Annotated in this window: 19 protein-coding genes; 12 read left to right on the plus strand and 7 right to left on the minus strand. The window is 65.1% G+C overall.

The genetic code is table 11. The features are described from left to right. Positions 1 to 107 precede the first annotated feature (107 nt). The 3 genes from C8C93_RS12230 to C8C93_RS12240 all read left to right on the plus strand — a co-directional run bounded on the left by C8C93_RS12230 (position 108) and on the right by C8C93_RS12240 (position 2,149). Positions 108 to 977, plus strand: coding sequence for a LysR family transcriptional regulator (locus C8C93_RS12230; protein ID WP_121508770.1), 870 nt, complete (start codon positions 108 to 110; stop codon positions 975 to 977). Positions 978 to 1,141: 164 nt separating this feature from the next. Continuing rightward, positions 1,142 to 1,429 carry a GNAT family N-acetyltransferase gene (locus C8C93_RS12235; protein ID WP_121507071.1) on the plus strand — a complete coding sequence of 96 codons (288 nt, stop codon included), beginning with the start codon at positions 1,142 to 1,144 and terminating at the stop codon, positions 1,427 to 1,429. Between the two features lie 207 nt (positions 1,430 to 1,636). Further along, a complete protein-coding gene (locus tag C8C93_RS12240) occupies positions 1,637 to 2,149 on the plus strand; it encodes a hypothetical protein (RefSeq protein ID WP_121419451.1) in 513 nt (170 codons plus the stop codon). 77 nt (positions 2,150 to 2,226) lie between these two features. Here C8C93_RS12240 and C8C93_RS12245 read toward each other — a convergent pair whose 3' ends face one another. Continuing rightward, positions 2,227 to 3,009, minus strand: a complete 783-nt coding sequence (locus C8C93_RS12245) for an SDR family oxidoreductase (protein WP_121419450.1) — start codon at positions 3,007 to 3,009, stop codon at positions 2,227 to 2,229. Beyond that, positions 3,006 to 3,338, minus strand: a complete 333-nt coding sequence (locus C8C93_RS12250; protein ID WP_121507072.1) for a nuclear transport factor 2 family protein — start codon at positions 3,336 to 3,338, stop codon at positions 3,006 to 3,008. The genes C8C93_RS12245 and C8C93_RS12250 overlap by 4 nt, the downstream gene beginning before the upstream one ends. A gap of 125 nt (positions 3,339 to 3,463) precedes the next feature. Between C8C93_RS12250 and C8C93_RS12255 the strand changes: the two genes are divergently transcribed. Beyond that, a complete protein-coding gene (locus C8C93_RS12255; RefSeq protein WP_121507073.1) occupies positions 3,464 to 4,429 on the plus strand; it encodes a LysR family transcriptional regulator in 966 nt (321 codons plus the stop codon). A 49-nt stretch (positions 4,430 to 4,478) separates the two neighbouring features. Here the strand turns inward: C8C93_RS12255 and C8C93_RS12260 are convergent, their stop codons facing one another. Beyond that, complete coding sequence (locus C8C93_RS12260; RefSeq protein ID WP_121507074.1) at positions 4,479 to 5,378, minus strand: LysR family transcriptional regulator; 900 nt, start codon at positions 5,376 to 5,378, stop codon at positions 4,479 to 4,481. 86 nt (positions 5,379 to 5,464) lie between these two features. Here C8C93_RS12260 and C8C93_RS12265 point away from each other — a divergent pair, with 86 nt between their 5' ends. Then, positions 5,465 to 6,523 carry a sodium-dependent bicarbonate transport family permease gene (locus C8C93_RS12265; RefSeq protein ID WP_121508771.1) on the plus strand — a complete coding sequence of 353 codons (1,059 nt, stop codon included), beginning with the start codon at positions 5,465 to 5,467 and terminating at the stop codon, positions 6,521 to 6,523. Between the two features lie 153 nt (positions 6,524 to 6,676). On the opposite strand, the gene C8C93_RS12270 is transcribed toward C8C93_RS12265, so the two are convergent. After that, positions 6,677 to 7,843, minus strand: coding sequence for a PA0069 family radical SAM protein (locus C8C93_RS12270; RefSeq protein WP_121507075.1), 1,167 nt, complete (start codon positions 7,841 to 7,843; stop codon positions 6,677 to 6,679). An 80-nt stretch (positions 7,844 to 7,923) separates the two neighbouring features. After that, a complete protein-coding gene (locus C8C93_RS12275) occupies positions 7,924 to 8,823 on the minus strand; it encodes a LysR family transcriptional regulator (RefSeq protein WP_121507076.1) in 900 nt (299 codons plus the stop codon). 66 nt (positions 8,824 to 8,889) lie between these two features. Here C8C93_RS12275 and mdlC point away from each other — a divergent pair, with 66 nt between their 5' ends. The 4 genes from mdlC to C8C93_RS12295 all read left to right on the plus strand — a co-directional run bounded on the left by mdlC (position 8,890) and on the right by C8C93_RS12295 (position 12,732). Continuing rightward, positions 8,890 to 10,482 (plus strand): benzoylformate decarboxylase, encoded by a 1,593-nt coding sequence (gene mdlC / locus C8C93_RS12280; RefSeq protein WP_121507077.1) that lies wholly within the window; start codon positions 8,890 to 8,892, stop codon positions 10,480 to 10,482. Between the two features lie 95 nt (positions 10,483 to 10,577). Beyond that, positions 10,578 to 11,579, plus strand: coding sequence for a tripartite tricarboxylate transporter substrate binding protein (locus tag C8C93_RS12285; protein ID WP_121507078.1), 1,002 nt, complete (start codon positions 10,578 to 10,580; stop codon positions 11,577 to 11,579). A 71-nt stretch (positions 11,580 to 11,650) separates the two neighbouring features. Next, positions 11,651 to 12,064: a nucleoside diphosphate kinase regulator gene (gene rnk / locus C8C93_RS12290; RefSeq protein ID WP_055394263.1), complete on the plus strand. Its 414-nt coding sequence runs from the start codon at positions 11,651 to 11,653 to the stop codon at positions 12,062 to 12,064. A 269-nt stretch (positions 12,065 to 12,333) separates the two neighbouring features. Continuing rightward, a complete protein-coding gene (locus C8C93_RS12295; RefSeq protein WP_121508772.1) occupies positions 12,334 to 12,732 on the plus strand; it encodes a hypothetical protein in 399 nt (132 codons plus the stop codon). A gap of 22 nt (positions 12,733 to 12,754) precedes the next feature. Here C8C93_RS12295 and C8C93_RS12300 read toward each other — a convergent pair whose 3' ends face one another. After that, a complete protein-coding gene (locus C8C93_RS12300; RefSeq protein WP_121507079.1) occupies positions 12,755 to 13,873 on the minus strand; it encodes an acyltransferase in 1,119 nt (372 codons plus the stop codon). Positions 13,874 to 14,064: 191 nt separating this feature from the next. Between C8C93_RS12300 and C8C93_RS12305 the strand changes: the two genes are divergently transcribed. The 3 genes from C8C93_RS12305 to C8C93_RS12315 are packed head-to-tail and all read left to right on the plus strand — an operon-like array spanning position 14,065 to position 17,048. After that, positions 14,065 to 14,655: a GbsR/MarR family transcriptional regulator gene (locus C8C93_RS12305; RefSeq protein ID WP_121419442.1), complete on the plus strand. Its 591-nt coding sequence runs from the start codon at positions 14,065 to 14,067 to the stop codon at positions 14,653 to 14,655. 4 nt (positions 14,656 to 14,659) lie between these two features. Further along, positions 14,660 to 16,027, plus strand: coding sequence for a cytochrome ubiquinol oxidase subunit I (locus tag C8C93_RS12310; protein WP_055394257.1), 1,368 nt, complete (start codon positions 14,660 to 14,662; stop codon positions 16,025 to 16,027). Positions 16,028 to 16,037: 10 nt separating this feature from the next. Continuing rightward, the gene (locus C8C93_RS12315; protein WP_121507080.1) at positions 16,038 to 17,048 is read left to right on the plus strand and encodes a cytochrome d ubiquinol oxidase subunit II; all 1,011 of its coding nucleotides are present in this window, start codon (positions 16,038 to 16,040) and stop codon (positions 17,046 to 17,048) included. A gap of 9 nt (positions 17,049 to 17,057) precedes the next feature. Here C8C93_RS12315 and C8C93_RS12320 read toward each other — a convergent pair whose 3' ends face one another. After that, positions 17,058 to 18,191 (minus strand): ABC transporter substrate-binding protein, encoded by a 1,134-nt coding sequence (locus C8C93_RS12320; protein ID WP_121507081.1) that lies wholly within the window; start codon positions 18,189 to 18,191, stop codon positions 17,058 to 17,060. Positions 18,192 to 18,379 lie beyond the last annotated feature (188 nt).

Here is an 18,379-nt window from a genome sequence, read left to right on the forward strand (position 1 = left end):
ATATCATTCAGGCCTGCAAGGTTACAGCGCCAACGCACCATTCAAACGCAGCAATTTCGCTCTGTAGTGATGCAAAATTGCATCACTCCCACCCGATGAATACCACCATGAACTGGGACAACACCCGCGTCTTTCTCGCGCTGACAAGAGCCCCCTCCTTGCGCGCCGCCGCGCGCAGCCTGGGCATCGACCAGGCCACAGTGGGGCGGCGGCTGAATGCACTGGAGGCCGAGCTGGGCGCCAAGCTGTTCCTGCGTGCCAAAGATGGATACCTGCTCACGCCGGCAGGCGAAACGGCCCTGGCAGCCGCCCGCCGCATGGAAAGCGCAGCCCTCGACCTGCGCACCAAAATCGAAGGCCAGGACGAAAACCCCGGCGGCATCGTGCGCGTCACCAGTACCGACTCCATCGCCATCGACCTGCTGCTGCCCGCCGTCGAGCGCCTGCAGCGGCACTGGCCCCACATCCGTGTGGACCTGGAGGTCTCCACCCAGTTGCTCAGCCTCAGCCGCAGGCAGGTGGACATTGCGTTTCGCAACGTCCGCCCGGAGACGCCCGACCTGGTCGTGCGCCGCGTGGTGTCATGGCCGGTGGGCCTGTTTGCCAGCGCGGGCTATATCGAGCGCTTTGGCGAACCCGTGCCCGACGACGAGCTGCGGGGCCACCACCTGGTGGCCTATGGCCCCTACCTGGAGCACAGCCCGTTTCTGACCATGGCCGGTGTGCCCGCCCGCCAAGCCCGCATCGCCATGGCCGTGCGCTCCAGCCTGCTGGTGCGCAAGGCGGTGGCAGCGGGCATTGGCCTGGGTGAAATGCCGGTGTGGATGGGCGATCGCGAAGGCCTGGTCCGCATCTGGCCCCAACGCCGCCGCGCCACCGATTACGAGGTCTGGCAAGTCATGCACCCCGACCTGCAGCGCACCGCACGCGTCCGCGCCACGGCAGAGTTTCTGTCGGAGGCATTTGGTCAGGCGTAGCGGAAAACGGCATGCTGCTTGGCGCTGCCTTCGCAACCAAAGCATCAGCAAACCTGAACTGGCCGACCGACCGAAGAAGCAACCCATTCATCAATCGGTCAGCGGCGGCAATACCTGCTGCGCCATACTCCGGCACCTATTCCATCTGCTTCATTCACCACCCCATGCAGCACACCGTCCAGCACCAGGAGCAAGACGCCAAAGGCGCCTTCACCATCGAAAACGGCGGCCAGCGCCTGGCCGAGATGACCTACAGCCGCACCAACGCCACGATGGTCATCGTGGACCACACTGAAGTGGACCCATCGCTCAGCGGGCAAGGTGTCGGACGCGCACTGCTCGACGCGCTGGTGCTGTGGGCGCGGGCTACGGGTACCAAAGTGGTCCCGCTGTGCCCGTTTGCCAAGGCACAGTTTGACAAGGACGTGGCTATTCGGGATGTGCTGGTTTAGGCAGGCCCTATGACGGGGACGCGACAGCCTCAACCCACTGACTGGTTCCGTTCGCCGGGGATTTTTGCTTCTTGGTGTCAGAGGTCGCTTGGGCAAAATGGCAGCACCATGCGCCAGCAATCCAATCCGTCGCACGAGCCGACTCACGTCGGCTAGCCACCACATGCTGCTCAGGATCAACGTTCAGCATCACCAGGAGCGTCGCACTTGATTCGTCTCACCATCGCCATTGCATCCGTGGTTCTGCTCATCGGATGCGCGGGGCCCCGTTTTGATGCCGGACGGACAGAAACGGTACTTCCACTGCACCGTGCCTGGGTTGACGGGCGACAGGTGGAGTACATCACGACAGACATCTCGGACGGCGCCATGGCAGAGGCCGCCGGTGTGAACCACGTGCCTCGCCTGCGCGACGCCATCGCCGCGCGCCCCTCGGTGCTGGAGCGTGTGTACAAATTCTCGCAGGGCGAACAGATCAGCATCTTTCAATCTGCGCCACGTCCCGTGGGCGCGGCGAACACGGACCGAAGCTACAGCCCACTGTGGCGCCTCGTCCTGGTGACGAGAACGACACACCATCCGGGGCCCGAGCTGACATCGGAGGAGGAGCTATTGGCTGCCGAAGAAAAAGGCCTGGTCTCGCTCGAAGTCACCGATATCGTCATCAACTGCCCCGTAACGCGGGCTGTCGGTGGCGGGGGCCTGACAGGGGTGCGGTAAGACGAACCGCAGCTCAACCGGGTGTCAGTTCCTGGCGTTCCACCAGGGCTGATGTGAAAAGCCGCATTGCTGCGCCTCTAAACCGTCGGCACCGTGCCCCCATCAATCACATGCTCCGAGCCCGATATCGCTCCCGCACGCGGTGACACCAAAAACGTGATCAGGTCGGCCACCTCTTGCGGCCTGGCGGGGCGGCCCAGCGGGATGCCGCCCAGCGACTGCATGATGATCTGCTTGCCGCCTTCGTAGTCCGTGCCTGCCTGGGTGGCCACGCGCTCGGCCAGGGCGACGGCAGCTTCGGTTTCGACCCAGCCGGGCGAGACGCTCAGCACGCGAACGCCTTGTGGCGTGACCTCTTTCGACAAGGCCTTGCTGTAGGTGGACAGGGCCGCCTTGGCAGCAGCGTAGGCGGTGGTGGACCCGGGCAGCGGCAGCACGCGCTGGATAGAGCTGACGTGGACGATGACGCCCGCGCCCAGGGCCAGCATGGCGGGCAACAAAGCGCGGTCCAGGCGCACGGCGGGCATCAGGTTCTGGTTCAGTTCGTTGAACCACTGCGCATCGTCCAGCGCTGCAAAGCCCCCGCCTGGCGCGCTGGAGCCGCCCACCACGTTGACCAGAATGTCCACGCAGCCCCAGTGCGTGAGCACCGCCTGCGCAACCTCTACAGCGCCTTCTGCGGTGGAGACGTCGGCAGGCACATACAGCACGCCGCCAATCGGGTGCGCAGGGGCTGAACGCGCGGTAGCCATCACCTGCACACCGGCGTCCACCAAAGCCTGCACCACTGCCGCGCCCACGCCTTTGGTGCCGCCCGTGACGAGTGCGCGCTGGCCGCGCAGTTGAAGGTCGAAGCTCATACCGTGATCTCCAGCGACGCAATCAGGCCACGCTCAAGGCGAAAGCGGTAGCGCAGATCGACCGGGCTACCGGGGAAGTTACCCTCGACGCGGCTGGTGACGACCTGGTGGCCGTCGCTCTGCTGCAGCGCAAAGGGTTCGGTGGTGTACGCGTACTTTGTCGATGCCGCGGCCTTCCAGGCCTTGATGGCGTCGATGCCCGAATGGGTGCGGCCCTCGTCCTTGACGACGGCCTGTGCCGTGAAGCACCGGGCAATGGCCTCAGCGTTCTTTTGTTGGTCGGCCGCAAAGTAGGCGGCAATGGGGTCGGGGAGGCTCAAAGGGGTCATGGTGACGATCTCTTTGGGTTGGTCGATGGGCTAGTCATCGGGTTGTGGAGTCGTCAGGATGCGCCTGCAGCACCAATTAGTGAATGGCCTAGAATTTAAATAGGCTATGTAGAAAACAATACAGAATGCGCGGATCGGATTTTGCAGAACTGAAGGCCTTTGCCGCCGTGGTCGAGCGCGCGAGCTTTGCGCGCGCGGCGGAGCACCTGGGGCTGTCGCCGTCGGCGCTGAGCCAGACAATTCGCCAGCTGGAAGCCCGCTTGGGCGCGCGATTGCTGAACCGCACCACGCGCAGCGTGGCGCCCACGGCCACCGGGGCACAGCTGTATGCGCGCATGGCCCCGCTGTTTCGGGACATGGCCGCCGCAGTGGCCGAAGCCAGTGCGGCGGCCGGCCAGATGGGGGGCACGCTGCGCATCAACACGCTGGGCATGGCCGCCACACAGGTCATCGCGCCACGGCTTGGGCGGTTCCACCAGGCCCACCCGGATGTGGTGCTGGACATCGTGGTGGACGACGGGCTGAGCGACATCGTTGCGGGCCGCTTTGATGCGGGCATCCGCGTGGGCGGGCGGCTGGAAAAAGACATGATCGCCGTGCGCCTGACACCGGACGTGAAGATGATTGCCGTGGCCTCGCCCGACTACCTGGCGCAGCGCGGCACGCCAAAGGCGCCCGCCGACCTGCACGGCCACGCGTGCATCAACTGGCGGCTTCAGATGGATGGCCGGACCTACCGCTGGGAGTTCGAGAAAAAAGGAAAACGGGTGGAGATTGCCGCAGAAGGACCGCTGGTGACCAACCACTCGGACATGGGCGTGGCTGCGGCCGTGCAGGGCCTGGGCATTGCCTATGCGTTTGACCGTGAGCGGGTGGACAACCACATCGACCAGGGGCGGCTGGTGCAGGTGCTTGCCGACTGGTCGGTGGCAAAGCCCGGCCTGTTCCTGTACTACTCCAATCGGCGTCATCCATCACCGGCATTGACGGCTTTCATCGACTGCCTGCTGGACCGTGATCTGCCAGAACCCAGGCCTGGCTTGCGACGCCCATCAGTGAATGCGGCTGTGCAGAGGGCTCCACGTCGGTGATGGGGTCTTGGGTGGCCGATATCAGCCATTCAAGCCAGATGCGTCTCCCTCACCGTCCTTCCATCCACCCTTTCACCTCGCCCATCAGATGCCCCCGGAACACCTCCGCAATCGGTGACAGCTGCTTGCCCTTGGGCCAGACCAGGTGCCATTGCGACTGGATGGGGAAGCCTTGCACGTTGAGCACGGCCAGGCCCTCGTGGTGGGGGCCGAGGCTGTGGCGGGAAACGATGGAGACGCCCAGCTGGCCTTCCACCGATTCCTTGATGGCCTCGTTGCTGCCCAGCTCGAGTACGGCGCTGGGAACAAAGCCCAGCTGGCGCAGGTGCGCGTCGGTGGCCATACGGGTACCGGAGCCTTTTTCGCGCAGGATGAAGCGCTCGGACTGCAATTGCGTGAACTTGACGCGCTTTTTCGCGGCGAGTGGGTGGCCTGCGGCGGCGATGACGACGAGCGGGTTGGGCATGAGGATGTGGTCTTCCAGCGGCAAATCGGCCGGCGGCATGGACATGACGTAGAGGTCGTCCAGGTTGCTGCGCAGCCGGTTGATGACATGGTCGCGGTTGAGCACCTCCAGCGAGATGTCGATCTGCGGGTGCAGCTTGCAGAAGCTGCCCAGCAGACGCGGCACAAAGTATTTGGCGGTGCTGACCACGGCGACCTTGAGGCGTCCGCTGGTGAGGCCCTTGGCGCCAGACACCCGCTGCTCAAACGCATCCCACTCGCCCGCAATGGCGCGCGCGGTGCGGGCCAGGGCATGCCCCGCTTCGGTGAGGTGCACGCGGCGCGAGATGACTTCGTACAGCGGCAGGCCCACGGCCTGAGACACCTCGCGCAGCTGCATGGAGGCGGTGGGCTGGGTGACGTGCATGACCCGGGCGGCGGCGCTGACGCTGCCGGTTTCGGCCAGCGCCAGAAAAAGGCGCAGCTGGCGGAAGGTGATGTTCATAGATTTTTATCTATAGATAAGAGCATTCGAATCGATTTTACTTTGCACCTTGCGCTGCATAGCATTGGCGCCCAAGGAGTTGAATGATGCAAAGCTTGCTGGATCCGGCGATCCTGTTTTTTGCCCTGGGCATTTTTGCGGGCCTGGTGCGGTCCAACCTGGAGATGCCTGCCGCGATCTCGAAGTTCTTGTCCATCTACCTGTTGATGGCGCTGGGCCTCAAGGGCGGGTTTGCGCTGGCGGCGTCGGGCTTTACGTCCAGCGTGGCCACCAGCCTGGGGCTGGCGGTGCTGCTGGCCATCGTGGTGCCGATGGTGGGCTATGCGCTCTTGCGGCGGGTGCTGTCGGGCTTCAATGCGGCGGCGGTGGCAGCCACCTATGGATCGGTGAGCGCGGTGACGTTTGTGACGGCCACGCAGTACCTGGAGTCGCAGCACATCGCCTACGGCGGCCACATGGCGGCGGCGATGGCGCTGATGGAGTCGCCCGCCATCATCCTCGCTGTGCTGCTGGCCAATGCGCTGCGGCAAAAACAGCAGGTGGTGGCCATGGCCACCGCCGCCCCGCCCGTAGTGGCGATGACAGGCGGGGGCGCCGCCACGCTGGGCGGTCATGGCCCGGGCAACGTCAGTGGGAAGAGCGGCCCGCACCTGTCGGTGGGCAAGATCCTGCACGAGTCGTTCACCGATGGCACGCAGTTGCTGCTGCTGGGCGCGATGCTGATTGGCCTGCTGACGGGCGATGCGGGCAAGGCGGCCATGCAGCCGTTTTCGGGTGATCTGTTCAAGGGCATGTTGTGCCTGTTCCTTCTGGACATGGGCCTATCGACCGCACGCAACCTGCCTGCGGTGCGCCAGCAGTCGCCCTGGCTGCTGGCCTATGCGGTGCTGGGCCCCATCACCCACGCCACGCTGGCGCTGGGCCTGGCCTGGCTGGTGGCGGTGCCTGCAGGCGATGCAGTGCTGCTGATGGTGCTGGCGGCCAGTGCGTCCTACATCGCCGTGCCTGCGGTGGTGCGCTATGCAATCCCTGAGGCCGACCCGTCGCTGTATGTGAGCCTGTCGCTGGGGCTGACGTTTCCGCTCAACATCGTGCTGGGCATTCCGCTGTACACGCAGGTGGTGCAAAGCCTGTGGGCCGTGTGAGGGGGCGATGCGAACAGCCCCCACGTGGCCCCTGGCGTACGCTTGTAGAGCCTGGCTCAATTGCTATTATTTAAATAGCTATTGAGGCATGCTGGACGCTCGGAAGCGGCCATTTTTATTCAAATTTTCAACCCACTGCGCCACACAGCCGGGTCAGAACAGGCTGCTTTGCCCCTGCAGAAACCCGGGGCGGAACTGGCCCAGGTCCAGCTCCACGCGTTCGCGGTTCAGGCCCAGCCTGCGGCAGGTGGTGGCAAAGCGCTGGCGCACCAGGTCGGCCCACAGGCCGGTGCCTTTCATGCGGGTGGCGAAGTCGCTGTTGTAGGTCTTGCCTGCGCGGCGCTCGGCGTCGCTGAGGTGGTGCAGGTCTTGCACGCGGGCCATCACGCGTGCGGCGCGCTGGGGGTAGTGCACCTGCAGCCATTCGCGAAACAGCGCATCCAGCTCCCACGGCAGGCGCAGCACGGTGTAGAAGGCGCTGCGCGCGCCCGCGTCGCGCGCAGCCTCCAGCACCTGTTCCATGTCTTCGGTGATGAAGGGGATCTGTGGCGCCACGCTCACGCCCACGGGCACACCCGCCTCGGCCAGCGCGCGGATGGTGCGCAGGCGCCGGTGGGGCGCTGCGGCACGGGGCTCCATGCGGCGGGCCAGCGTGGCATCGAGCGTGGTGATGGTGACGTACACCGCCGCCAGGCGTTGCGCTGCGAGCGGAGCCAGCAAATCCAGGTCACGCTCCACACCGCTGGATTTGGTGATGAGCGAAAACGGGTGGCGCGCGTCGCGCATCACTTCGATGAGGCTGCGGGTGAGCTTCAGTTCGCGCTCCACAGGTTGATAGCAGTCGGTGGCCGAGCCGATATTGATCAAACGGGGCACGTAGCGCGGCGCGCACAGCTCGCTACGCAGCACTTCGGCAATGTTGTGTTTGGCCACGATCTGCGTTTCAAAGTCGAGCCCCGGTGAGAAGTTGAGGTAGCTGTGGGTAGGCCGCGCGTAGCAGTAGATGCATCCGTGTTCGCAGCCCCGGTAGGGGTTCACCGAGAGTTCAAAGAAGATGTCCGGCGAGTCGTTGGCGCAGATGGCGCTGCGCGCGGTTTCGAGGTGCACGCGGGTGGCGGCGGGGGTGGCTGGGACATCGCCTACACCGCCCTCATCACCAGCCGGCTGGCCCCAGCCGTCGTCGGCCGCCTCGCGCACATCCCGCGCAAACCGGTGCGCCAGGGCCGTGGCCGCCCCCCGGCCACGGATGGCCTGCAGCGGGATGCGGACCTCTTCGGGCGGCGCGGGGATGTCGGATTTGTCCGTGAAGGTGCGAGACATAACTGTATAAATATACAGCCATTTGATGCTGCGTGTTTGCCCCTCTGCCCCCGCAAGCATGCGCGCGGCCTTGGCCCGGTTTACTCCTTGAACAGCTGCTCGATCAGCCCCCGCATCCACTGATTGCCGGGGTCGCTTTCAAAGCGGCGGCTCCAGTGCAGCGACACTGTGAAGTCACGCAGCGGCAGTGCGGGCTCGATCAGGGTGTAGCCACCGTCGGCCGCAAAAGTGCGTGCGATGTTGCGGGGCATGACCACGGCCAGGTCCGTGGCCCGCACGATGGCGGGCAGCACCATGAAGTGCTCGGTGGTCAGGCGGATGCGGTCCTGCAACTGTTGCATCTCCAGAATGCGCAGAGTGTCGGAGTGGGCGCGCACGGCCACAAACTCCAGCTGGCGCAGGGCGCTGAGCAGGACGGGGCCGCTGCGCCTGGTGGCGGCGAAGGGGTGGCCTGCGCGCAGCAGCACCACGTAGCGGTCCTGGAGGAGTTGCACACGCTGCGTGTCCTTCACCGTGGGCAAAAAACCAAAGGCAAAGTCGATGGCGCCGCTGTCCAGCCGCTGGGGAATCTCGTGGCGCGGCACGGGCAATGTCTCCAGCCGCACTCCGGGCGCCTGGCGCTGCAGCGCCACCATCAGGTCGGGCAGAAAGCGGCCCTCGCCAATATCGCTCATGTGGATGCGAAAGACCTTGCGCGACTGCAGAGGGTCGAACAAGGCCGACTCGTTGAGGGCCTCTTCCAGCAGGCCCAGCGCGCTGCGCACGGCGTTGGCCAGCCGGTCGGCCTTGGGGGTGGGCTGCACGCCGCCGCCTGCACGCACAAACAGCGGGTCTTTGATGAGCAGGCGTAGCCGCGTCAGCGCCTGGCTGGCAGCGGGCTGGGTCAGGTCCAGCAGCTCTGCGGCCCGGCTCACGTTGCGCGTGCGGTAGACGGCATCGAACAGGCGCAGCAGGTTGAGGTCGATGTCTTTGATATGCATTGAATGAATACCGCTTAGTCACTTCATTGTATTGATGGATAAATTAAGCCATCCGAAGATGCGGGGATGCCTTCAGAACAACCCCATCTCCCCACCGTGCGCGAGGCCGTGCTCGACCTGCTGCGCGGCTTTCACATCGATACCATCTTTGGCAACCCGGGCTCCACCGAGCTGCCACTGTTCCTCGACTTTCCCAGCGACTTCCGTTACATCCTGGGCCTGCAGGAATCGGTGGTGGTGGGCATGGCCGACGGCTATGCGCAGGCCACCCACAACGCCGCCTTTGTGAACCTGCACTCGGCGGCCGGCGTGGGGCACGCCATGGGCAATATCTTCACGGCACACAAGAACCGCACGCCCATGGTCATCACGGCCGGGCAGCAGGCGCGCTCCATCCTGCCGTTCGACCCCTTCCTGTTCTCGGGCCAGGCCACCGAGCTGCCCAAGCCCTACGTGAAGTGGAGCGTGGAGCCCGCGCGCGCCGAAGACGTGCCACTGGCCATCGCCCGCGCCTACTACATCGCCATGCAGCAGCCGCGTGGGCCGGTGCTGGTGTCCATACCCGCAGACGATTGGGACAAGCCTTGCGAGCCGCTGAAGGCGCGCACCGTGAGCACCGAAACGCGTCCCGAGCCCCGCGTGCTGGAGGCCATTGGCGATGCACTGGATGCCGCGCGGCGCCCCGTCTTCGTGGTGGGTGCCGCCGTGGACCGCGACCGTGCCTGGGACGAGGTGGTGGCGCTGGCCGAGCGGCACAACGCTGCCGTGTGGATTGCCCCCATGGCGGGCCGCTGCGGCTTTCCGCAGGACCACCGCCTGTTCGCCGGGGTGCTGCCCGCCATGCGCGAGAAGATCGTGGCGCTGCTGGGCGGGCACGACCTGGTGTTTGCGCTGGGCGCCGCCGCCTTCACCTACCACGTGGAAGGCTTTGGCCCGCATGTGCCGCCGGGCGCGCAACTGGTGCAGCTGATTGAAGACCCCGGCACCGCCGCCTGGACGCCTGAAGGCACCTCGGCCGTGGGCGGCATCCGGCTCGGGGTGCTCGACCTGCTGGCGCGCCCCGCACCACCGCAGCGCGCCTTGCCACAACCGCGCCCCGCACGCCCGCGTGTGGAGCCCACGGGGCCGCTGATGAGCGTGCCCTATGTGATGCAGACCCTGGCCGAGGTGCGCGACGCGGCCTCCATCGTGGTGGAAGAAGCACCCAGCTCGCGCGCAGCCATGCACGCCTACCTGCCCATTGTGCAAAGCGAAACCTTCTACACCATGTGCAGCGGCGGCCTGGGCTATGGCATGCCGGCCGCCGTGGGCGTGGCGCTGGCCAAACCCGACAAGAAGGTGATCGGACTGCTGGGCGACGGCTCGGCAATGTATTCCATCCAGGCCCTGTGGAGCGCGGCGCAGCTGAAGCTGCCTATCACCTTCATCATCCTCAAGAACCGCCGCTACGCGGCGCTGCAGGAGTTTGCCCCCACCTTCGGCTTCCACGAAGGCGACAAGCTCGAAGGCACCGACCTGCCGGATCTCGACTTCCTCGCGCTCGCCCGTGGCCAGGGCTGCGAGGCCGTGCGTGTGAGCGACCCCGCCTTGCTGCACCAGATGCTGCGCGATGCACTGGCCAGCCCGCGCGCCATCCTGGTTGAGGTGGACGTGGCCTGACAGGCCCTGCACAAACCGTTCTTCCCGGCTCACCCCATCACCACAACACACCAGACCCGGCGCACCCGGGCGCTCACCCTTGACTGGAGACAACCATGCACATCGTTCACAACCCGCCCTCCCCAACCACCCGCCACCTGCTGCGCACGCTGGCATGCGCCGCTGCCAGCGTGCTGCTCAGCACCGCCGCCATGGCAGACACCTGGCCCAGCAAGCCGATCAAAGTCATCGTCAACTTCCCCGCCGGGGGCGCCGCCGACCAGATTGCGCGCGCCGTCACCCAGCCCCTGCAGGCCGCGCTGGGACAGCCGGTGGTGGTGGAAAACCGGGGCGGTGCGGGCGGCAACATCGGCGGGGAGGCCGTGGCCAAATCCCCGGCCGACGGCTATACCCTGCTCATGAGTTCGGGCGGCATGGTATCGGTCAACCCGCACCTGTATCCCAAGATGCCTTTCGACCCCGTCAAGGACCTGACACCCGTGGCTGCTGCTGCACGGGTGCTGGTCTTCCTGGAGGTGCGCCCCACACTGCCGGTCAACACCATCCAGGAGTTCCTCGCGCACCTGAAGGCCAACCCCGGCAAGCTGAGCTTTGGCACGCCGGGCAACGGCAGCTCGCCCCACCTGGCGGCGGAGATGCTCAAGACCCAGGCCAATGTATTTGCGGTGCATGTGCCCTACCGGGGCGCGGCACCGGCCATGCAGGACCTGCTGGGTGGGCAGCTGGACTTCATGTTCGACCCGGGTATCGGCCTCTCGCATGTGAAAGCGGGCAAGCTCCGGCTGCTGGCCGTGGGCAGCGCCAAGCGCTCACCCCTCTTCCCGGACGTTCCCACACTGGACGAAGTGGGCCTGAAGGGCTTTGACGCAGACACCTGGTTTGGTTTTTATGCACCGGCGGGCACACCGCCCGACGTGGTCACGCGCCTGAACCGCGAGATCAACAAGGTGCTGGGCACGCAGGCCGTCAAGGACCGCATCACGGCGCTGGGCGGGGTGCCTGCCCCCATGTCGCCCAGCGACTTCAACGCACGGGCTTCCATCGACAGCGCACGGTTTGGCGCACTGATCAAGGCGCGCAACATCCAGGGAGATTGACCGCGCGTGGCAGTGCGAGATTCGCGATGGTCTACAGTCCCGCGCTTTGTCACCACCTTAGAGGTACTGCCATGGCGCGCAAGCCCCAGATCATCCTGTCGTCGCTCGACGTTGACCGCATCGAAGCCCTGCTGGCCGCCATCCCGGCCAGTGTCTTCCCGGGCAAGGCGGACCTGCAAGCAGAGCTGGACCGGGCCGATGTGGTGCCGCCCGAGGACATCCCGCCCAATGTGGTGACCATGAACTCCACCGTGCAGTTCTCCATCCTGGAGACGGGCAAGGAGTTCTGCCTGACCCTGGTCTACCCGCGCGACGCGGATGGCACTGCAGACCGCATCTCGATCTTCGCGCCCGTGGGCAGCGCCCTGCTGGGCCTGGCGGTGGGCGATGAACTGGCCTGGCCCGGACCGGGCGGCAAGTCAATGACGGTGCGCGTGAAAGACATCCTGTACCAGCCTGAAAGTGCCGGCGAACTGCATCGTTGAATTCGGGACACCCCCCTGAGGCGCTGCGCGCCTTCCCCTCGCTCTCACAGCGCTGCGCACTGCGGGCGGGGGGACGCCGCCCTCGCTGCGGGGCGGCCCTTGCTTGGCTGCCCTGGCCTTTGAGCACGCCGGTTTCTGAGGCTATTGGGTAGCTGGAGCCCGCTGGAGCACTGCGCGCCTTCTATTCCCGGCGAGCCCTGCCTGGAGGGTGCAAGTGCCACGGATTGGGGTGGTGCAAAGCGCCGTGAGCCGCGACAATGGCAGCCGCCATGACCACACCGCCCGCACCACACACGCCAGACATCCCTCCATCGATTGACCAGTTCGACCCGGACTCGACGGTCGCATTCCAGCGGCGAATGGAGCGGGCTCCTGAATGGTTCTGCTCCTTCCTGGCAGGAAACAGCCGCGAAAAGAGCCGCCTCAAGCGCGAGATGGCAACCATGAAGGGCTCGGTGGTGTGGCTGGTGCAGCAGCGCCGCCAGGGCAACTGGGATGCCGCAGAGCGCGCCCATTTGCGGGATGTGATGCGGTCAGCCTCGTCCGTGAGTCCCTACCTGTTCATCTGGGTGATTCCGGGCTCGATGCTGATCCTGCCCTTCATGGCCTGGTTTCTGGACCGGCAGCGCAAGCGGCGCGAGCGGCGCGAGCGCAAGCTACAGCGTTGAAGAGCTCTTCACGAGCCCTCATTCAGAACCCGTTGTTGGTAACAGCCACCAGCAGACCGGTGCCCACCAGCCCCGCCTGCCAGCGCAATGCGGTGGACCAGGTGGGCACATGCCGCTCTACCCGCAGGTAGAGCAGGCGCCCGGCGGCGAGGGACAGGACAAACGCCAGCAGCATGCCCAGTGCATTGGGCACCGGCGAAGCAGGCCACAAGTGGCTGACCACGGCATTGACCAGCAGGCACACGGCAAAGTGCACGAGGAAGATGGAGTAAGACATCTGCCCCACGCGAACCAGCGGCGCAAAACCGCCCCAGGCACGCAGACGTTCGGACCGCAACGCCACCACCAGGCACAGCGCCGTGACGAGCGCCACCACGATGCGGCCCCGGAAGTCCAGCGCCAGGGCCACACCGCCCAGCAGCACCATGGCGCTCAGCCACCCCACCGGGCTGGCTGCGCGCACAGCCCAGTACGCCAGCATGCCCAGGCCATAGGCACCCAGGAAGTAGATCGCCCACATGTCGAGCCCGGCCATGCGGTTGAAAACCCACAGCGACGCCGCCACACCTGCCACGATGAGCACCCGGGCCAAAACAGCCCCGTGCCGCTGGGCCCACACGCCCGGCAGGGCTCTGACGCCCGCCCAGAGCAGCACGCTCAATGCAAAAAGCTGGAAGTCGATGGCCACATACCAGACACCGGCAGACAGGGCATCTTCGTCCACGATGTCCTGCAGCAGCAAGGCATTGGCCAGCAATTGCGCCAAGGTGGGTTCTTCCGGAACAGAAGAGTGCTCCATCCAGGGGCGCACCAAGGCAGCCACCACCACCGTCAGCAACAACGCCACCGCGTAGGGAACCACCAGCCGTACAAAACGCTTGGCCACTGCATTGCCAGCATGGTCAAACCGCGCCACGCCCTGGGGCGCCAGGCTGGCTGCGGCAAGGTAGCCGCCCAGCACCAGAAACACCTGCACCGCCATGCGCCCATAGTCATACAGCCAGGCCATCAAGGCGGGGGCGAGAGGCTGGGCGATGTCCGACATCGGGCCATAAAAGGCCAGGTGGTGCCAGACGATGGTGATGCACGCCACGCCCTTGACCATATCGATCAGGGGCATGCGGGAAGGAGACGAAGACATGGCAGCGGGGAGGTATGGCATGTGCCGAGGCGGGGCCGCACCGGCAGACAAAAACCTCTATTGTCCCCCGCATCCAGCAGTTTGCGCAGCCCTAGAGCCTGCCGCGATACCCCGCCTTCTGAAGGTGCAATTTCCTGAATTTTCAGAAATTACTGAAATTTCAAAAAATCAAGCGCACAATACATGCCTATATGACCTACGTCAACCATTTACCCCCTCTGAACCGCCAGTTCGTGGCCCACTTTGGCGAGATGGGCAGCCGCTGGGGCATCAACCGCACGGTCGGCCAGATGTATGCACTCATCTTCCTGTCTCCTCGCCCGCTCAACGCCGACGAGATTGCTGAAACGCTGGAGTTTTCGCGCTCCAACGTGAGCATGGGGCTCAAGGAGCTTCAGGCCTGGCGGCTGGTGAAACTGAGCCACCAGCCGGGCGACCGGCGCGAATACTTCGAGGCACCCAAGGACGTGTGGGAGATCTTCCGTGTGCTGGCCGAGGAACGCCGCCGCCGCGAGATCGAACCCACCTTGTCGATGCTGCGCATGGCGCTACTCGAAGAGCCCTCCTCCGATGAAGAGCGCCACGCCCAGGAACGCATGCGCGAGATGCACGAACTGATCGACCGGCTCATGACATGGTTCGACGACGTGCAGCGCCTGGCGCCTGAAACAGCGATGCAGCTCATGGGCATGGGCACCGCCGTTACCCGGGTGCTCGAATTCAAGGACCGGCTGACCGGCAAGGGCAGTCACTCGCCAAAGAGCAATCCCTCAGGAGTTTGACGCCATGGACGCCTTCACGCTCTCGCGCATCCAGTTCGCGGCCAACATCAGCTTTCACATCCTGTTCCCCACCATCACGATTGCGCTGTGCTGGTTTCTGGTGTTCTTCCGCCTGCGGCACACGGCCACGCGCGGCACACCGGCGGCGCTGGGCTGGGAGCAGGCCTACTACTTCTGGACCAAGGTGTTTGCGCTGACCTTTGCGCTGGGCGTGGTGTCGGGCATCACCATGAGTTTTCAGTTCGGCACGAACTGGCCGGGCTTCATGGAGCATGTGGGCAACATTGCCGGACCGCTGCTGGGCTATGAGGTGCTGACGGCGTTCTTTCTGGAAGCCACCTTCCTGGGCATCATGCTGTTTGGCCGGGGGCGCGTGTCCGAGCGCATGCACCTTGTCGCCACGCTCATGGTGGCTTTTGGCACCACGCTGTCGGCTTTCTGGATCTTGAGTTTGAACTCGTGGATGCAGACGCCCGTGGGCTACGAGATCATCGATGGCAAGTTCCACGCGGTGGACTGGCTGGCGATTGTGTTCAACCCGTCCTTCCCCTACCGACTGGGCCACAAGCTGCTGGCATCGGCCCTCACGGCAGGCTTCTTGATCGCCGGGGTGAGTGCCTGGCAGCTCATCAAGGGCACGGCCAACGAAGGCACGCGCAAGGCCCTGCGCACGGCCATCACCGCAGTGGCCGTCGTGATCCCGCTGCAGATCTTCATGGGCGACCTGCATGGTCTCAACACGCTGGAGCACCAGCCCGCCAAGATCGCCGCCATCGAGGGCATCTGGCACACCGAGAAGGGCGCGCCACTTACGCTGTTTGGCCTGCCCAACGAGAAGGAAGGTCGCACCGACTACGCCTTGCAGATCCCCAAGGCGGCCAGCCTGATCCTGGCGCACGATAGCGACGCCGAGCTGAAGGGGCTTAACGAATTCCCAGGCGCCCATCCGCCCGTGGCGCCCGTGTTCTGGGGGTTCCGCGTGATGGTGGGTGTGGGCCTGCTCATGCTGGCCGTGGCCTGGGTGGGTGCTTTTGTGCTGTATCGCCGCCGCAAGCAAGACCTGGCCACCCTGCCCCGGCCACTGCTCTACACGCTGGTGGGTATGGCGTTCTCAGGCTGGGTGGCCACGCTGGCCGGGTGGTACGTGACCGAAATCGGTCGCCAGCCTTACCTGGTCTATGGCCTTTTCAAGACCGCCGACGCCGTGGCCCCCCACGCGCCCGCCATGGTGGCAAGCACGCTGGCTGCCTATCTCATCGTCTATGGGCTGCTGCTGGTGGCCTATGTGGGCGTGATCAAGTACATGGCCGAACACCCAGCCATGCCCACACCGGCGGCGTCCCATCCCGCGCCAGCCCCTCGCGCCGTTTAAGGAGGCCTCCATGGACGCACTGAACTGGGCCACCGCCCTGCCCCTGATCTTCATGGCCGTAATGGGCCTGGCCCTGCTGGCCTATGTGATCCTCGACGGCTACGACCTGGGCGTGGGCATCCTCCTGCCCTTTGCCACCGATGCGGAGAAGGACGTGATGGTGTCCAGCATCGGCCCTTTCTGGGACGCCAACGAGACCTGGCTGGTGTTGGGCGTGGGGGTGCTGCTCATCTGTTTTCCGACCGCGCACGGCGTGGTGCTGTCGGCCCTGTACCTGCCGGTGGCCGTGATGCTGGTGGGCCTGATACTGCGCGGCGTGGCTTTCGACTTTCGCGTGAAGGCCCGCGACTCGCACAAGACCACCTGGAACCGCCTGTTTGCGGCAGGCTCACTGGCGACCACCCTGGCCCAGGGCTGGATGCTGGGGGCCTACATCACCGGCTTTCAGAACGACACCTGGGGCCTGCTGTTTTCTGCAGGCATTGCCATCACCCTGCCTGCGGCCTACGCGATGCTGGGCGCGGGCTGGCTCCTCATGAAGACCGATGGCGAGCTTCAGCGCAAGGCCGCCCGCTGGGGCCAGGGTGCGCTGTGGCCCATGGGGTTTGCGCTCATGGGGATTTCGCTGGCCACGCCGCTGGTCAGCCCCACGGTGTTTGCCAAGTGGTTTGTACTGCCCGAGCTGTTTGCGCTGCTGCCCATCCCGCTGGCCTGTGTGGCAGCCTTCTTTGCCATCCGCCATGTGCTGGCCACGCCGCGCGTGGTGCAGGCCGGCTACGGCTGGATCGTGTTCGGGGCCACCGTGCTGATCTTTGTGCTGGCCTTCCTGGGACTCGCCTACAGCATCTATCCCTACATCGTGATCGACCGCCTGACCGTGTGGCAGGCCGCCAGCGCCACGGAATCGCTGGTGGTGATCGGCATCGGCGTGGCCATCACGCTGCCAGCGATCATTGCCTACACCATCTTCATGTACCGGGTGTTCTGGGGCAAGGCGCGGGAGCTGACATACGGGTTGTGAAACCTCCGCTCAATACCGCAGACTCCCTTCCGCGTCCACAATGGCCAGTTCCACATAAGTCGAGCCGTTGTGGCTCTTGGGCGAGTATTTGACGTTAAAGCGCCCAAAGGATATTTCACCGGCATCCTCCATCGTCTTGATGAAAGACTCCGTGGTCAGGTTGCGCCCCGTGCGGCGCAACCCCTCCACCAGCAGCCGGGCATGCACGAATCCCTCGAACTGCGAAGCCGAAGGCTGGGCGCTGGGGGACTTGGCGCGCAGCAGGGCCAGGTATTCGGCCACCACGGGCACCGTGGTGCTGCGCAGCGACGGCATGATCTGCGCGAGGATGATGCCGCGCGCCCTTTCTTTAAGTTCGCGGTGGATCACGTCCATGCTGGCTACAGAGAACCCGTAGTACGCGGGCCGCGCCGCTGTCGATTGCACGGCCTTGATGTAGCTGGTGAACGTGGTTCCTGCGGTTGCAACGATCACGGCCTGGGGCTGTGCCTTTTCGGTGGCCTGCGCCGCAGCAGCGAAGTCCGGCTGTTTGGGATCTACCTTGATCTCCGCCACGAAGGCCAGCTTTTCCTCATCGGAGGCTTTCTTGAGTTCGGCCAGCAAGGTTTTGCCCAGCCCGTCGTCCTGGTAGAACACGGCCACGCGGCTGATGCCCTGCTGGCGCAGCTGTGAGACGATTTTTGCAGCCTCGCTCGCATACCCTGCGCGCACATGAAAGACGTAGGGGTTGAGGGTTTCCCGAAACACCGAAGCGCCCGTGACCGGGCCAAACAGCAGGGTGCGGTGCTCCTTGATCAGGGGCAATATGGCGGCCGTCTGCGCCGTGCCGGTGCTGTTGTAGATCATGAAGACCTTGTCGGTCTCCAGCAGCTGGCGCGTGTTCTCCACCGCTTTCTGGGGATCGAAGCCGTCGTCAAGTGTGGTGTATCGGATCATGCGGCCATGCACGCCGCCCTGCGCATTCACCGCGTCGAACATGAGCCGCGAGCCCTCGCCATACTGGGCAGTCTGGGGTCCGAGCGGCCCCGACAGCACCGCCGATGCGCCGAGGCGGATTTCATCGGCGGTCACGCCCTCGTTGCGGGCATGGCCCAGGCCACCCGTGCACAGGGCAACCAGCAGCACCAGAAAAGAACGAAACATCACGCACCCACCTTGCAAAGAATGTGCTGACCGAGCAACCCAAGCACACGCGCTTTGGTTATTGATCATCATCATTATCCGCAGCCACCAGAACAGGCTTATGGGGGTTTGCCCTTGCCTCGGGAGCGCCAGAAACAGCTTCGCCCGCAGTGCACACCAGGCGCACTGCGGGCGAATGAAGCCCTCTT

This window comes from Acidovorax sp. 93 (genome assembly GCF_003633835.1).
GTDB lineage: Bacteria > Pseudomonadota > Gammaproteobacteria > Burkholderiales > Burkholderiaceae_C > Acidovorax > Acidovorax facilis.

What these genes read in the sequence shown, in the direction of transcription:
- C8C93_RS12230 (WP_121508770.1), top strand. Translation starts at nt 108, where the DNA reads ATGAACTGGGACAACACCCGCGTCTTTCTCGCGCTGACAAGAGCCCCC.
- C8C93_RS12235 (WP_121507071.1), top strand. Translation starts at nt 1,142, where the DNA reads ATGCAGCACACCGTCCAGCACCAGGAGCAAGACGCCAAAGGCGCCTTC.
- C8C93_RS12245 (WP_121419450.1), bottom strand. Translation starts at nt 3,009, where the DNA reads ATGAGCTTCGACCTTCAACTGCGCGGCCAGCGCGCACTCGTCACGGGC.
- C8C93_RS12250 (WP_121507072.1), bottom strand. Translation starts at nt 3,338, where the DNA reads ATGACCCCTTTGAGCCTCCCCGACCCCATTGCCGCCTACTTTGCGGCC.
- C8C93_RS12255 (WP_121507073.1), top strand. Translation starts at nt 3,464, where the DNA reads ATGCGCGGATCGGATTTTGCAGAACTGAAGGCCTTTGCCGCCGTGGTC.
- C8C93_RS12260 (WP_121507074.1), bottom strand. Translation starts at nt 5,378, where the DNA reads ATGAACATCACCTTCCGCCAGCTGCGCCTTTTTCTGGCGCTGGCCGAA.
- C8C93_RS12265 (WP_121508771.1), top strand. Translation starts at nt 5,465, where the DNA reads ATGCAAAGCTTGCTGGATCCGGCGATCCTGTTTTTTGCCCTGGGCATT.
- C8C93_RS12270 (WP_121507075.1), bottom strand. Translation starts at nt 7,843, where the DNA reads ATGTCTCGCACCTTCACGGACAAATCCGACATCCCCGCGCCGCCCGAA.
- C8C93_RS12275 (WP_121507076.1), bottom strand. Translation starts at nt 8,823, where the DNA reads ATGCATATCAAAGACATCGACCTCAACCTGCTGCGCCTGTTCGATGCC.
- mdlC (WP_121507077.1), top strand. Translation starts at nt 8,890, where the DNA reads ATGCCTTCAGAACAACCCCATCTCCCCACCGTGCGCGAGGCCGTGCTC.
- C8C93_RS12285 (WP_121507078.1), top strand. Translation starts at nt 10,578, where the DNA reads ATGCACATCGTTCACAACCCGCCCTCCCCAACCACCCGCCACCTGCTG.
- rnk (WP_055394263.1), top strand. Translation starts at nt 11,651, where the DNA reads ATGGCGCGCAAGCCCCAGATCATCCTGTCGTCGCTCGACGTTGACCGC.
- C8C93_RS12295 (WP_121508772.1), top strand. Translation starts at nt 12,334, where the DNA reads ATGACCACACCGCCCGCACCACACACGCCAGACATCCCTCCATCGATT.
- C8C93_RS12300 (WP_121507079.1), bottom strand. Translation starts at nt 13,873, where the DNA reads ATGTCTTCGTCTCCTTCCCGCATGCCCCTGATCGATATGGTCAAGGGC.
- C8C93_RS12305 (WP_121419442.1), top strand. Translation starts at nt 14,065, where the DNA reads ATGACCTACGTCAACCATTTACCCCCTCTGAACCGCCAGTTCGTGGCC.
- C8C93_RS12310 (WP_055394257.1), top strand. Translation starts at nt 14,660, where the DNA reads ATGGACGCCTTCACGCTCTCGCGCATCCAGTTCGCGGCCAACATCAGC.
- C8C93_RS12315 (WP_121507080.1), top strand. Translation starts at nt 16,038, where the DNA reads ATGGACGCACTGAACTGGGCCACCGCCCTGCCCCTGATCTTCATGGCC.
- C8C93_RS12320 (WP_121507081.1), bottom strand. Translation starts at nt 18,191, where the DNA reads ATGTTTCGTTCTTTTCTGGTGCTGCTGGTTGCCCTGTGCACGGGTGGC.